Annotated in this window: 12 protein-coding genes and 1 tRNA gene; 9 read left to right on the top strand and 4 right to left on the bottom strand. The window is 71.3% G+C overall.

The features are described 5' to 3' along the window. Positions 1-146: 146 nt before the first annotated feature. Positions 147-2,891, bottom strand: coding sequence for a pyruvate dehydrogenase (acetyl-transferring), homodimeric type (aceE, locus tag ABZ671_RS11480; RefSeq protein WP_357855084.1), 2,745 nt, complete (start codon positions 2,889-2,891; stop codon positions 147-149). 177 nt (positions 2,892-3,068) lie between these two features. Between aceE and ABZ671_RS11475 the strand changes: the two genes are divergently transcribed. From ABZ671_RS11475 to ABZ671_RS11455, 5 genes are all read left to right on the top strand, one after another. Beyond that, the gene (locus ABZ671_RS11475; RefSeq protein WP_357855081.1) at positions 3,069-3,473 is read left to right on the top strand and encodes a YjbQ family protein; all 405 of its coding nucleotides are present in this window, start codon (positions 3,069-3,071) and stop codon (positions 3,471-3,473) included. Positions 3,474-3,530: 57 nt separating this feature from the next. Then, on the top strand, positions 3,531-5,948 hold the full coding sequence (locus ABZ671_RS11470; protein WP_357855079.1) for a thiamine pyrophosphate-dependent enzyme: 2,418 nt from the start codon (positions 3,531-3,533) through the stop codon (positions 5,946-5,948). 112 nt (positions 5,949-6,060) lie between these two features. Further along, positions 6,061-6,498: a DUF3052 domain-containing protein gene (locus ABZ671_RS11465; protein WP_357855076.1), complete on the top strand. Its 438-nt coding sequence runs from the start codon at positions 6,061-6,063 to the stop codon at positions 6,496-6,498. Between the two features lie 79 nt (positions 6,499-6,577). Continuing rightward, a complete protein-coding gene (locus ABZ671_RS11460) occupies positions 6,578-7,045 on the top strand; it encodes a peroxiredoxin (protein ID WP_357855073.1) in 468 nt (155 codons plus the stop codon). Between the two features lie 83 nt (positions 7,046-7,128). Then, positions 7,129-7,203, top strand: a tRNA-Val gene (locus ABZ671_RS11455). A 74-nt stretch (positions 7,204-7,277) separates the two neighbouring features. Here the strand turns inward: ABZ671_RS11455 and ABZ671_RS11450 are convergent. Then, positions 7,278-7,499: a hypothetical protein gene (locus ABZ671_RS11450; RefSeq protein WP_357855070.1), complete on the bottom strand. Its 222-nt coding sequence runs from the start codon at positions 7,497-7,499 to the stop codon at positions 7,278-7,280. Positions 7,500-7,583: 84 nt separating this feature from the next. On the opposite strand from ABZ671_RS11450, the gene ABZ671_RS11445 reads away from it, so the two are divergent. The 4 genes from ABZ671_RS11445 to ABZ671_RS11430 all read left to right on the top strand — a co-directional run bounded on the left by ABZ671_RS11445 (position 7,584) and on the right by ABZ671_RS11430 (position 12,480). Beyond that, positions 7,584-8,201, top strand: coding sequence for a hypothetical protein (locus tag ABZ671_RS11445; RefSeq protein ID WP_357855067.1), 618 nt, complete (start codon positions 7,584-7,586; stop codon positions 8,199-8,201). Positions 8,202-8,465: 264 nt separating this feature from the next. Then, the gene (locus ABZ671_RS11440; RefSeq protein WP_357855064.1) at positions 8,466-9,944 is read left to right on the top strand and encodes an NCS2 family permease; all 1,479 of its coding nucleotides are present in this window, start codon (positions 8,466-8,468) and stop codon (positions 9,942-9,944) included. 460 nt (positions 9,945-10,404) lie between these two features. Continuing rightward, entirely contained in the window at positions 10,405-11,202 is a 798-nt protein-coding gene (locus ABZ671_RS11435) for an alpha/beta fold hydrolase (RefSeq protein ID WP_357855060.1), read from the top strand. A 114-nt stretch (positions 11,203-11,316) separates the two neighbouring features. Beyond that, positions 11,317-12,480, top strand: a complete 1,164-nt coding sequence (locus tag ABZ671_RS11430; RefSeq protein WP_357855057.1) for a polysaccharide pyruvyl transferase family protein — start codon at positions 11,317-11,319, stop codon at positions 12,478-12,480. A 99-nt stretch (positions 12,481-12,579) separates the two neighbouring features. Here the strand turns inward: ABZ671_RS11430 and ABZ671_RS11425 are convergent, their stop codons facing one another. Both ABZ671_RS11425 and ABZ671_RS11420 read right to left on the bottom strand, forming a co-directional pair. Continuing rightward, positions 12,580-12,786, bottom strand: coding sequence for a hypothetical protein (locus ABZ671_RS11425; RefSeq protein ID WP_357855054.1), 207 nt, complete (start codon positions 12,784-12,786; stop codon positions 12,580-12,582). A 130-nt stretch (positions 12,787-12,916) separates the two neighbouring features. Beyond that, positions 12,917-13,789 carry a carbohydrate kinase family protein gene (locus ABZ671_RS11420; protein WP_357855051.1) on the bottom strand — a complete coding sequence of 291 codons (873 nt, stop codon included), beginning with the start codon at positions 13,787-13,789 and terminating at the stop codon, positions 12,917-12,919. Between the last annotated feature and the right edge of the window lie 6 nt (positions 13,790-13,795).

Below are 13,795 nucleotides of genomic sequence, written 5' to 3'. Positions count from 1 at the left end.
CGTCGATCATGGACTTGTGGCGCCCCGGTTGATGCTTTTGCGCCTTTTGTTAACCACCACAACTCCATGATCGACGCTGCAGAGGTGTGGGGGCGGGGTACGGCGAAGGCCCGGCGCGGGTGCGCCGGGCCTTCGTCACGGGTGGGTCAGCTGTCGCCGCCGGTCTCGCCGACCGGGGCGGCGTTGACGTCCTCCAGGGCGTACTTCTTGGCGGCCTCGGTGGGGACGTGGGCCGGGACCGCGCCGCGGAGCGCGAGTTGGCGCAGCGCGGCGACCGTCACCGACTCGGCGTCCACGTGGAAGTGCCGACGCAGCGCGTGCCGGGTGTCCGACATGCCGAAGCCGTCGGTGCCGAGCGAGGTGTAGTCGCCGGGTACCCAGCGGGCGATCAGGTCCGGCACCGCCCGCATCCAGTCGCTGACCGCGACCTTCGGCCCGTCGGCGTCGGCCAGCTTCCGCTGGATGTACGGCACCCGCGGCTCGGCACCCGGGTTGAGCAGGTTGTGCTCCTCGCACTCCACCGCGTCCCGGCGCAGCTCGGTCCAGGAGGTCACCGACCAGACATCGGCGGCCACCCCCCAATCCTCGGCGAGCAACTGCTGCGCCTTGAGCGCCCACTGCATGCCGGTGCCGGAGGCGAGAAGGTTCGCCTTCGGCGCGTTCCCGTCGACCTGCGGGGCGGGGGAGTAGCGGTAGATGCCCTTGAGGATGCCCTCGACGTCCACGCCCTGCGGCTCGGCCGGCTGGAAGATCGGCTCGTTGTAGATGGTGAGGTAGTAGAAGATGTTCTCCTGCGCCTCGCCGTACATCCGGTGCAGGCCGTTCTCCATGATGTGCGCGATCTCGTACGCGAACGCCGGGTCGTACGCGACCACCGCCGGGTTGGTGGCGGCGATCAGCAGCGAGTGGCCGTCCTCGTGCTGGAGGCCCTCACCGTTGAGGGTGGTCCGACCGGCGGTCGCGCCGAGCAGGAAGCCCCGCGCCATCTGGTCGGCCGCGGCCCACAGCCCGTCGGCGGTCCGCTGGAACCCGAACATCGAGTAGAAGATGTACATCGGGATCATCGGCTCGTCGTGCGTCGCGTACGACGAGCCGGCCGCGGTGAACGAGGCTACCGAGCCGGCCTCGTTGATCCCCTCGTGCAGGATCTGGCCGCCGGTGGCCTCCTTGTAGGACAGGAACAGCTCCCGGTCCACAGAGGTGTAGCGCTGGCCGTGCGGCGAGTAGATCTTCGCCGTCGGGAAGAGCGAGTCCATGCCGAAGGTGCGAGCCTCGTCCGGGATGATCGGCACCCACCGCTTGCCGAACTCCTTGTCCTTCATCAGGTCCTTGAGGAGGCGGACGAAGGCCATGGTGGTGGCCACCTTCTGCTTGCCCGAGCCGCGCTTGACGTCGGAGAAACGCTCGCTGCCCGGGATCTGCAGGGTCTTGCCGGTGGCCCGCCGGGTCGGCAGGTAGCCGCCGAGCTGCTTGCGCCGCTCGTGCAGGTATTCAATCTCCTCGGACTTCTCACCGGGGTGGAAGTACGGCGGGAGGTAGGGGTTCTCCTCCAGCTGCTTGTCCGGGATGTCCAGGTAGAGCCGGTCGCGGAAGAGCTTCAAATCCTCCAGCGTCAGCTTCTTCATCTGGTGGGTGGCGTTGCGGGCCTCGAAGTGCGAGCCCAGCGTCCAGCCCTTGATGGTCTTGGCCAGGATCACCGTCGGCTGACCGGTGTGCTCCATCGCCGCCTTGTAGGCCGCGTAGAGCTTGCGGTAGTCGTGGCCACCCCGCTTGAGGTTCCAGATCTCGTCGTCGCTGAGGTGCTCGACCATCTTGCGGGTGCGCGGGTCGCGGCCGAAGAAGTGCTCCCGGACGTACGCCCCGGACTCCGCCTTGTAGGTCTGGTAGTCGCCGTCGGGCGTGGTGTTCATCAGGTTGACCAGCGCGCCGTCGGTGTCCGCCGCGAGCAGCGGATCCCACTCCCGACCCCAGACGACCTTGATGACGTTCCAGCCGGCGCCCCGGAAGAACGCCTCCAGCTCCTGCATGATCTTGCCGTTGCCCCGGACCGGGCCGTCCAGCCGCTGCAGGTTGCAGTTGATCACGAAGGTGAGGTTGTCCAGCTCCTCGCGGGCGGCCACGCCGATCGCGCCGAGCGACTCGACCTCGTCCATCTCGCCGTCACCGAGGAAGGCCCAGACGTGCTGCTGGGAGGTGTCCTTGATGCCCCGGTGGTGCAGGTAACGGTTGAACCGGGCCTGGTAGATCGCGTTGATCGGGCCGAGGCCCATCGACACGGTGGGGAACTCCCAGAAGTCCGACATCAGCCGTGGGTGCGGGTAGGAAGGAAGCCCGCCGCCCGGGTGCGACAGCTCCTGCCGGAAGCCGTCGAGCTGGTCGGCGCTGAGCCGGCCCTCCATGAACGCCCGCGCGTACATGCCGGGGGAGGCGTGGCCCTGGTAGAAGATCTGGTCGCCGCCGCCCGGGTGGTTCTTGCCCCGGAAGAAGTGGTTGAAGCCCACCTCGTAGAGGGACGCGGAGCTGGCGAAGGTGGAGATGTGGCCACCCACGCCGATCTCGGGGCGCTGCGCCCGGTGCACCAGCATGGCGGCGTTCCACCGGATGTACGCCCGGATCCGCCGCTCGATGTGCTCGTCACCCGGGAACCACGGCTCGCGCTCCGGAGCGATGGTGTTGATGTAGTCGGTGGTGGTCAGCGACGGCACCCCGACCTGGCGCTCGCGGGCCCGCTCCAGCAGGCGCAGCATGACGTAGCGGGCGCGCTTCGTCCCGCGCTCGTCGATGACACCGTCGAGCGACTCGACCCATTCGCTGGTCTCTTCGGGGTCGATGTCCGGAAGCTGGCTCGGCAGACCAGCGGTGATCACCGGGCGCTTGCGTTCCGTAGCCACTGGCGTTCCCTCAGTTCTGTGTGGGATAGGTCTCTTGCGCCCATCCTGCCCTCTCGTGACGCGTTCCGTCACGCCTCCCTCCCTCAGACGCGACGCTGAACACAGGTACCCGCCAGTAACATCGCGTGATCCGGCCCGAAGCCGACAGTGGGGCGCCGGCCGGGCCAGAATGCGGGTGTGCGCACCGATGTGATCACCATTCAGACCGGGTCCCGGCCGACCGTCCGGGACATCACCGCCGAGGCCGAGCGCTTCGTCGCCGGACAGGGCGACGGCCTGTTGCACGTCTTCGTGCCGCACGCCACCGCCGGGCTGGCGATCATCGAGACCGGCTCCGGCTCCGACACCGACCTGCTGCGCGCGCTCGACGACCTGCTCCCCACCGACGACCGCTGGCGACACCGGCACGGCTCGCCCGGGCACGGCCGGGACCACGTGCTGCCCGCGTTCGTTCCCCCGTACGCGACCCTGCCGGTGCTCGACGGGCGGCTGGCGTTGGGCACCTGGCAGTCTCTCTGCCTGGTCGACACCAACGGCGACAACCCCACCCGCAACGTCCGCTTCTCCTTCCTGCCGGCCTGACCTTCCCGGCACCGAGGCGGAACGTGTTCGAGTGGGCGACATGGGCCCGCGTCGGTAATGCTGTCCGATGTGACCCCGCAGGATCTCGACGATCGGTTCCGGGCGGCGCTGGGCGCGCTCGGCAACCCCGCCCGGCGCCGTGACCTGGGTGAACCGCTGTCCGACGGTGGGCCGTTGACCGGAGCGCAGGCGTTGGCCATCTTCGACGCCCAGGTGACCAGCCGGCTGCTGGACCTCGCCGGCCGGTGGCTGCGCGGCTTCGGGGAGGGCTACTACACGATCGGCTCGGCGGGCCACGAGGGCAACGCCGCGGTGGCCGCCGCGCTGCAGCCGACCGACCCAGCCCTGCTGCACTACCGCTCCGGCGCCTTCTACTGCGTCCGCGCCGCGCAGGCGGCAGGCGATTTCCCGGCTCCGGACGTGCCGGTGGCCACGACCCCGCCCACGCCGGATCCCGGTGACGGGTACGCGCAGGCGGCGCGGGACGTGCTGCGTGGCATGGTCGCCTCGGCGCGGGAGCCGATCGCCGGTGGGCGGCACAAGGTGTTCGGCCGCGCCGATCTCGCGGTCATCCCGACCACCTCCACCATCGCGTCCCACCTGCCCCGGGCGGTCGGCATGGGGCTCGCCCTGGAACGGCTGCGCCGCGTCGGCGGTGGCCGGCGGCCCGGCGGGGCGGTGCCCGAGGCCGGCGGGGCGGTGCCCGAGACCGGCGGGGCGGTGCCCGAGACCGGCGGGGACGCCGGCGCCGGCTCGCCGTGGCCGCCGGACGCGATCGTGGTCTGCTCGTTCGGGGACGCCTCGGTCAACCACGCCACCGCCACGGCCGCGTTCAACACCGCCGGCTGGTACGACCACACCGGCCTGCGTATCCCGGTCCTGTTCGTCTGCGAGGACAACGGGCTCGGGATCAGCGTCCGCTCGCCGAAGGGCTGGGTCGAGGCGACGCTGCGGGCCAGGCCGGGAATCCGGTACTTCGCCGCCGACGGCACCGATCCGGTCGAGGCGTACCGGGTGGCGGACCAGGCGGCGACCTGGGTGCGCCGGCATCGGCGGCCGGCCGTGCTGCACCTGAGCACCGTACGGCTGATGGGGCACGCCGGGGCCGACGCGGAGACCGCGTACCGGAGCCCGGCCGAGCTCGACGCGGACGCCGCGCGTGACCCGCTGCTGGCCACGGCGCGGCTGCTGGTGGCGGCCGGTTACGCCACCGGTGAGGAACTGCTGGCCCGGTACGACGAGCGTGGCTGGCAGGTCCGCCGGATCGCCGAGGAGGTGCTCGACGAGCCGAAGCTGGCGTCCCCGGCCGAGGTGCTGGCGGAGCTGGCCCCGCGCCGGCCGGTCCGGATCTCCCAAGCGGTGGCCGAGGCGGCGGCCCGCGCGGCCGGGCCGAACGCGGCCGCCCGGGCCGAGGCGTTCGGCGGCAAGCCGCCCGAACTGGCCGGGCCACTGACCCTGGCGCAGAGCATCAACGCGGCGCTCGCCGACGGGATGCTGGACCACCCGGGGACGGTCGTGTTCGGCGAGGACGTCGCCGCCAAGGGCGGGGTGTACGGGGTGACCAAGGGGCTGCGGGACCGGTTCGGGGCAGCCCGGGTCTTCGACACGCTGCTCGACGAGACCTCGATCCTCGGGCTCGGGCTGGGCGCCGGCGTCGCCGGGATGCTGCCGGTGCCCGAGATCCAGTACCTCGCGTACCTGCACAACGCCGAGGACCAGCTCCGGGGCGAGGCCGCGACCATGCGGTTCTTCTCCCGAGGGGCGTTCCGCAACCCGATGGTCGTCCGGGTAGCCGGGCTGGCCTACCAGGAGGGGTTCGGCGGGCACTTCCACAACGACAACTCGGTGGCCGTACTCCGGGACGTGCCGGGGTTGGTGATCGCGGTGCCGGCGCGGCCGGACGACGCCGCGCCGATGCTCCGGGCCTGCCTGGCCGCCGCGGTGGTGGACGGGAGCGTCTGCGTCTTCCTGGAGCCGATCGCGCTCTACCACACCCGTGACCTCTACGCCGACGGCGACGACGGGTGGCTGGGCGAGTACGCCGAGCCGGGCGCCTGGGCCGCGCGCCACGTGCCGATCGGCCGGGCCCGGGTGTACGGGGTGGGCTCGGCCGAGGACGTCACGATCATCACCTTCGGCAACGGGGTGCGGATGTCGCTGCGGGCCGCGGCCACCCTCGCCGACGAGGGCATCGGCAGCCGGGTGGTGGACCTGCGCTGGCTCGCCCCGCTGCCGGTCGCCGACATCGTCCGGGAGGCCTCGGCCACCGGGCGGGTGCTGGTCGTGGACGAGACCCGCCGGTCGGGCGGGGTGGGCGAGGGGGTGATCGCCGCGCTGGTGGACGGCGGATATGTGGGTGCGGCGCACAGAGTGGCCGGGCTTGACTCTTTTGTACCATTAGGCCCGGCGGCGCGGCAGGTCCTGGTATCGGAGGAAGCCATCACCCAGGGTGCCCGTACGCTGCTGGCACGGTAAATTCCGTTCCACCCGGTGCGCCACTTGCGCAGGGAGGCACAACTGTGTGGACTTGGCGGAACGGCGTCGAACGACGTCGCGAGTAGGGATTGAGATGAGGAGGCACGCGACAGTGAGCGCGACCGCTGGTCAGGCCGCCGACGGGGTACGCAGCCTGGTGGACCGGTTCGGGATCGAGCCGGGGATGGTCGTCATGGAGATGGGGTACGACGATGACGTCGACCAGGATCTCCGCGACGCCCTGACCGACCGCTGTGGGGAACTGGTGGACGAGGACACCGACGAAGTCGTCGACGCCGTTCTCGTCTGGTACCGCGACGGCGACGGTGACCTCTTCGAGCTCCTCGTCGACGCCCTCGGGCCGCTGGCCGACAACGGGGTGGTCTGGCTGTTGACGCCCAAGGCCGGCCGGGACGGTCACGTCGAGCCGAGCGAGGTCGCGGAGAGCGCGCAGACCGCAGGCCTCCAGCAGACCTCCACGATCAACGCGGGCCGGGACTGGAGCGGCGCCCGCCTCGTGCTCCGGCGCGGGTCGAAATCCAGGAAGTAGCTCGCCGGACGCCACCCGGCGGCGCTCGTCGCCGGGTGTGGCACGCTGATCATTTTCAGACCCGATCCAAGGAGTACGCATGCCCATCGAGGTTGGCACCGAGGCGCCGGACTTCGTGCTCAAGGACCAGAACAACCAGGAGGTCCGGCTCTCCGACTTCCGCGGCCGGCAGGCCGTGCTGCTGGTGTTCTACCCACTCGCCTTCACCGGCATCTGCCAGGGCGAGCTGTGCGAGGTGCGGGACAACCTCGACACGTACGTCAACGATGACGTCCAGGTGCTGACCGTCAGCGTCGACTCGGTGTACGCCCACAAGATCTGGGCCGACCGGGAGGGCTACCAGTTCCCGATGCTGGCCGACTTCTGGCCGCACGGCGCGGTGGCCCAGGCGTACGGCGTCTTCAACGACGTCGCGGGTATCGCCAACCGGGGCACCTTCGTGATCGACAAGGCCGGCGTGGTCCGGTTCGCCGAGATGAACCTGCCCGGTGAGCCCCGCGACCAGGAGGCGTGGCGCAAGGCTCTGGCCGAGGCAGCCGCCGCCTGATCCCACCCCAGGCACGCCGTTGCGTTGGGCCGGAGGCCGGCAGGTAAGCTTGCCGGACCTCCGGCCCGCCGTACGGGCGTTCCGGGCGCGTAGCTCAGTGGGAGAGCACTCGCCTTACAAGCGAGGGGTCGCAGGTTCGAAACCTGCCGCGCCCACCACATTCCACCAGCACGGCTTCAGTCGACCAGCCAGACGTGCAGTTGGGCGCCGTACGGCGTCAGGGCGAGCGCCGTCAGCGCGAGCCACACCCCGGTGCCGATGACGAGCCAGCCGAATGCTTCCGGTCGCCGATGTGCCGGGTGCGGAGAACGGCAACCGCCCCGAGCAGCAGGACCACGAACGCGACCGGGTAGACGAACATCGCCACCACCCGGCCGATCTCGAACAACCAGAGCAGCGGGTTCCACGGCGAGTCCGGACCGACCGGCGGAAGCGAATCCTTCGGGTCGCTCATTCATTCCGAAAGGCCCGCGTCCTCGCCGGCCCGGCCCCGGCATCGAGTTGACGGGCTCCCTAGGGTGTAGGCGGGAGGTCGGCGATGCGGAACACGGTGCGCGGGGCCCTCGCGGGCGTCACCGCGCTTCTGGTGGTCACCGGCTGCACGTCCGAGGGCCGCGCCGGCCGTCCGGCCACGACCGCGGCCAGCTCCACCGCCACCGTCAGCGCGCAGACCGAGGTCACGATCTCCGCAGCCGGCCCTGAGGCGGACGAGGTTCCCCGGCCGGTCAGCTGCGGGCCCGGCGAGGCGCACATGACCGAGCCGACGCCGACCCCGCCCGGCCCCGATGACGTCGTCGCCGGTCCGGTGATCTGGCGAGGACTCAAGGCGATGGCGACCGGAGATCCCGCCTCCTTCGGCTACCAGGATGCCGACGGCGGCCACTACAAGGTCGGGGTGGGCATCCGGGCCGGCACCACCGCGACGGTCATGATCGGCCGGGAGGCGCGTGGCCAGGCCGGCCTCAGGTACGGCCAGGCGTGGGGATACCGGCCGGTGGACGGGGTGCGGTTCACCGCCTGCCCGGACGGCGACACCTGGTTCGTCGGCGGCTTCTTCGTCAAGGGGCGCCGGTGCGTACCGCTGGATGTCACGGCCGACGGTGCCCAGCCGGTGCGGGTGGTCGTCTCGCTCTTCGCCGGCGCCTGCCCCAGCTGACCGCTGCCGCCGATTATGACGTGACCTTGCCCACCCTCCCTGCGGAGGTAAGGGTAGGCGCAGGTCAGCTGCCGTTACCCGGCGGTTAAGCTGGTACGCGAAGTCGCCATCCGATCAGGGTGCGGCTTCGTAGCGCTTCACGGGGATCCGTGGAGCCCAGCCGTTCCGACGTTCTCCGGGCCAACCGCATCGGGACGGCTGCACCCCCCCCTGCTCGACCGGCGTGTCCGGCGGGCCCAACCCGGAACGGAGTAAGGCCACGCCATGAGCGTGTCTACGCAGGATCCTGCTGCCCCGGTCAAGTCGTCGGAAACCGCCGAGCACGGCCGCCTCGACCGCTTCTTCGAGATCACCCGCCGCGGTTCGACAGTCAAGCGCGAGGTGCTCGCCGGGATCACCACCTTCGCGGCGATGTCGTACATCGTCGTGCTCAACCCGCTGATCATCGGCACCGCGCCCGACAAGAACAACAACCTGCTCGGCATGGGGCCGGTCGCCGGGGTCACCTGCCTCGTCGCGGCGGTCATGACGATCATGATGGGGGTCGTCGGCCGGGTGCCGTTCGCTGTGGCGACCGGCCTGGGTTTGAACGCCTTCGTCGCGTACGCCGTCGCCTCCCAGATGACCTGGGCCGAGGCGATGGGCCTGGTCGTCATCGAGGGCCTGATCATCACCGTGCTGGTGCTGACCGGCTTCCGGAAGGCCGTCTTCCGGGCTATCCCGGCCTCGCTGAAAGCGGCCATCGCCGCCGGTATCGGCCTGTTCATCGCCATGATCGGCCTCGTCGACGGTGGTCTGGTCCGAGCCGGCGAGGGCGTGCCGGTGCAGCTCGGCGCTGACGGCACGCTGCGCGGCTGGCCCACGGTCATCTTCGTGGTCGGCCTGCTGCTCACCGGCATCCTGGTCGCCCGCAAGGTGAAGGCCGGCATCCTGATCGGCATCGTGGTCACCACCGTCCTCGCGGCGATCGTCAACGCCTTCGCCAAGCCGGGCGGGGCCGTCCTCGCCGACGGCACGCCCAACCCGGGCGGGTGGCGGCTCAACGTCCCCACCCTGCCGGACCCGCTGGTCAAGGCGCCCGACCTGCACCTGCTCGGCAACGTGTCGTTCAGCTCGTTCGCCCACGTCGGCGTGATGACCGCGCTGCTGCTGGTCTTCACCCTGGTCCTCGCGGACTTCTTCGACGTGATGGGCACCACCGTCGGCCTGGCCAAGCAGGCCGGCCTGACCAACTCGGACGGCACCGACATGCCCCGGCTGGGCAAGGTGCTCTTCGTCGACGGTGTCGCCGCGGTCGCCGGTGGCGCGGGCAACGCCTCCTCGGCCACCACGTACGTCGAGTCTTCCTCCGGCATCGCGGACGGTGGGCGTACCGGCCTGACCAGCGTGGTGACCGGTCTGCTCTTCCTCGGCGCGCTGCTGCTCACCCCGCTGGTGTCGCTGGTGCCGAGCGAGGCCGCCGGCCCGGCCCTCGTCATCGTCGGCGCGATGATGATCCGCCAGGTCAAGGACATCGACCTGACCGACGTGGGCATCGCGGTCCCGGCGTTCCTGACCATGACCCTCATGCCGTTCACCTACTCGATCACCAACGGTATCGGCGCCGGCTTCGTCAGCTGGGTGGCCATCCGGGTGGCGCAGGGCAAGGCCCGGACGATCCACCCGCTGATGTGGGCTGTCTCCGGCGCGTTCGTGGTCTACTTCGGCATCAACCTGGTCAAGGCCGTCACCGGCGTCAGCTGACCGGATCCTCGTCGCGCCCCCGCTGCCCCCTGGCCCGAGGCAGCGGGGGCGCGGCGTATCCGGATCATGGGTTAGAGTGCCGCCGCGCGGACCACGCGACCGTCGTGAGGCGCAGGGGAGATGAGGCCATGGACTGCCATGAGCTTCTCCTGCCATGCCCTCTTCCGGGTCGCGTCTCCTGACTGGGTAATCACCGCGACCCGGGTCGCTCCACGACCTTGGAGAATCGCGTTGTCCTTTACCGACCTGACCACCGACCGTCTTGTGCTGCGCCTGTGGCCCGCCGAGGAGGCCGCCGTCGCCGCCGCCGGTGGGCGCTGCCCGCACTGGGCGGCAAACTTCCCCGGCGAGGCCGACCGCATGATCGCCGGCCGGCTCACCCGCGAGCCGGACCGGCCGCACGGGCACTACCTGATGAGGGCCTGCGCCGCGCCGGCCGGCCGCCCTCGTTGTAACGGACATGAGCTACGCGGACGTCAACGGGCTGCGCCTCTGGTACGAGGTGCACGGGGCCGGCCGGCCGTTGGTGCTGCTGCACGGCGGCTACGGCGCGGTGGAGATGTTCGCCCCGATCCGACCTGCCCTCACCGCCCGCCGACAGGTGATCGCGGTCGACCTGCAGGGCCACGGCCGCACCGCCGACGTCGACCGCCCCCTGCGGTACGAGTCGATGGCCGACGACATCGACGCGCTGCTGCGCCACCTCGACCTGCCGGAGGTTGACCTGTTGGGCTACTCGCTCGGCGGCGGGGTGGCCCTGCGTACCGCGATCCAGCATCCCGACCGGGTCCGCCGCCTGGTGCTGGTCTCCACCCCGTGCCGGCGGCGGGGCTGGTACCCGGAAGTGTTGGCCGCGATGGCGGCCCAGGACGAGCGGGTGGCCGAGCAGATGCGGGGCACCCCGCCCCACGAGCTGTACGAACGGGTGGCGCCCCGCCCGCAGGACTGGCCGACGCTCTGGGCCAAGACCGGAGAGCTGCTGCGCCGCGAGTACGACTGGTCCGCCGAGGTGGCCGCCCTCGCCCTGCCGGCGCTGCTGGTGTATGCCGACGCCGACTCCATCCCGGTCAGTCACATGGCGGAGTTCTTCGGGCTGCTCGGTGGCGGGCACCGGGACGCCGGCCGGGACGGCACCGACCGCCCGGTGTCCCGGCTGGCCGTGCTGCCCGGCCTGACCCACTACGACATCGTCGGGTCACCGGCGCTGCCGGCCGTCGCCCTGCCGTTCCTCACCCACGAACTCCGCCCGCCCGCCTGAGGCGATCGCTCAGCTGAGCTGATTCCGCCCCCTGGTCTCCCGTCTGGTCGGCGCGGGTATGTCCACCCGCACAGTGGGAAACCGGCCCGGAACGCGTCTGGGGAGGGGCAGCGGATGACGGATGACGCCGGACTGACCATCGGCGTGCTCGGCTCGTACGGCGGCCGGAACCTCGGCGACGAGGCGATCCTCACCGGCCTCCTGTCCGATCTGAGGCGCCTGGAGCCGAACGCCCGGATCATCGTATTTTCCCGGAACCCGGACCACACCGCGCAGGCCCATCCGGACGTGGAAGCGGTGCCCTGGGAGGGGGTCAGCCGGGCCGACTCGTCCTTGATCCTGGCCGAACTCGACCTGCTCATCCTGGGCGGCGGCGGCATCCTCTACAACCGTGAGGCACGCCGTTACCTGCGGGTGGTCCGGGTCGCCCAGGAACGGGGGCTGCCGCTGCTCACCTACGCGGTCGGCGTCGGCCCGCTCAGCGACACCGTGGACACCGGGATGGTACGGGAAACCCTGGCCGGGGCGACCGAGGTGACCGTACGCGACCAGGAGTCCCGGATGGTGCTGGAGGAAGCCGGTCTGCTGAACCCGGTCACCGTCACCGCCGACCCGGCGTTCCTGCTCGAACCGGACGACTTCCCGGAATGCTGGCTGCGCGAGGAGGGCGTCCCGGCGGGCAAACGGCTGGTCGGGCTGAGCGTGCGCGAGCCGGGACGCGCCGCGGAGCGTCTCGACATCGACGGCTACCACCGACTGCTCGCCCAGATCGGCGATTTCCTGGTGCACCGGATCGACGCGCACGTGCTCTTCGTCCCGATGGAACGCGACGACATCCGGCACGCGCACGGGGTGATGTCGCACATGACCACCGCCGAGCGAGGCCGGATCCTGCACGGCGACTACACACCCGGGCAGATTCTTGGCCTGATGCGCCACTTCGACCTGGCGGTCGGTATGCGCCTGCACTTCCTGATCTTCGCCGCTATGGTCGGTACGCCGTTCCTGCCCCTGCCGTACGCCGGCAAGGTCTTCGACCTGGCCCAGCGGCTCGGGGTGCCGGCGCTGCGCGGCGTGGAACGCGAGGTGGAGGGCCCGCTGCTGGCCGAGGTGGACCGACTTTGGGACGAGCGGGAGTCGCGGGCCGAGCAAACCGCCCGACTGGTGGCCAAGGCCTGCGACCAGGCCCGAGCCACCTCACAGGTCACCCGGGGCGTGCTGGACAGCATCCGCTCGCGGGCCCTCACCCGGGCCACCGAGGTGCGGGTCCCCCACTGAGGCCGGCTGAAAATAGTGGGCAAATGTGACAGCTCGTCGTGCGGGAGCTCGGGATTGATGGGCGCGACCAGCCAGCACCCAGTTGCCCCGAGATCGGGCTCAGGCCGCCGGGCCGCGCCAGGTGTAGATCCAGGGCTGGCCTCCGTGGTCGGCCGACTCCAGCTCGTAGATCTGAGCCTCGGCCAGCCCTTCGGCGCCGAGGTGGTGATGGGTCAGCGGCGGCCGGCCGTTGCTGTCCAGTTCGACGGTGACCGTCTCGCCGTCGGCCACGCCGCCCACCAGGAGGATCTGCACGGTGGAAGCCATGCGCCCATCCTGCCCCGGCGCAGACCGGGCTGTACTCGAAATGATCAATTCCGGGTGCGGCGACGAGTGGTCTCGCGTGACCACAACATGCCGCACACGGAAAGTTGATCAAGAGGTGCTCTGGCCGGCGTCAGCCTCGCGGCAGCAGGCCGGGCGGATACTCCATCCCGTCGTGGGTGCACGCGGCGGCGGCCACCCGGGCCGCGTACCGGGCCGCGTCGAGCGGGGATGCGCCGCGCAGTCGGGCGGCGATCAGGCCGGCCGCGAAGGCGTCGCCCGCGCCGTTGGTGTCCACCACGGGGGCGGGCGGGGTCGCCGCGGGCACCCGGGTCGGCGCATCGTCCACCCCGTGCAGCGTCGCGCCCGCCGCGCCGCCGGTCACCAGCACCGTCCGCGGCACCAGCCCGGCAGCCACCTGCCCGGCCCGGTCGCCGAGCCGGACGTCGCTGACGAAGACCAGGTCGGCCGCCTCGGCGAAGGGCCGGTGATAGTCGTTCTCGCCGTCCCAGTCGTGCAGGTCGGTGGAGAGGGCTGCACCAGCGCCGAGGCCCGCGCGCAGCGCCGGCAGCGCGTCCCGGGCCCAATCCATGATCGACACGTGTACGTGCGCCGCGTCCCGTACCAGCGCGGCCAGCTCCGCCGCCGCGAACGGTGCCGGGCCGGACCAGGGGCGCGGGTCGTAGAGCGACATCCGGCGGCCGGCCGGGTCGACCAGGTTCACCGAGCGGCGGGTGCCGGCCGGGGCGTCGGCCAGCACGACCCGTATCGAGGTGCGGGCCAGCGCGGCCCGGACCACCTCCCCGGCCGGATCGGCGCCCAGCACGTCGACCAACGCCACCCGCAGGCCGAGCGCGTGCGCGGCGAGCGCCACGCCGGCACCGGTGTTGCCGATCCGTAGCTCGACCGGGGGTACGCTCAGCGAGTCGGCGGCGGGCAGCGGAAGCGCGGGCACCCGGGCGCGGATGTCCACCCCCAGGCCACCGATCACGAGCAGATCGACCACGCCGCC

The sequence above is a fragment of the Micromonospora sp. NPDC006766 genome, assembly GCF_040636055.1.
Classification (GTDB): Bacteria; Actinomycetota; Actinomycetes; order Mycobacteriales; family Micromonosporaceae; genus Micromonospora.
The sequence above is the reverse complement of the archived record's forward strand: the minus strand, read 5'-3'. Positions and strand labels throughout refer to the sequence as shown.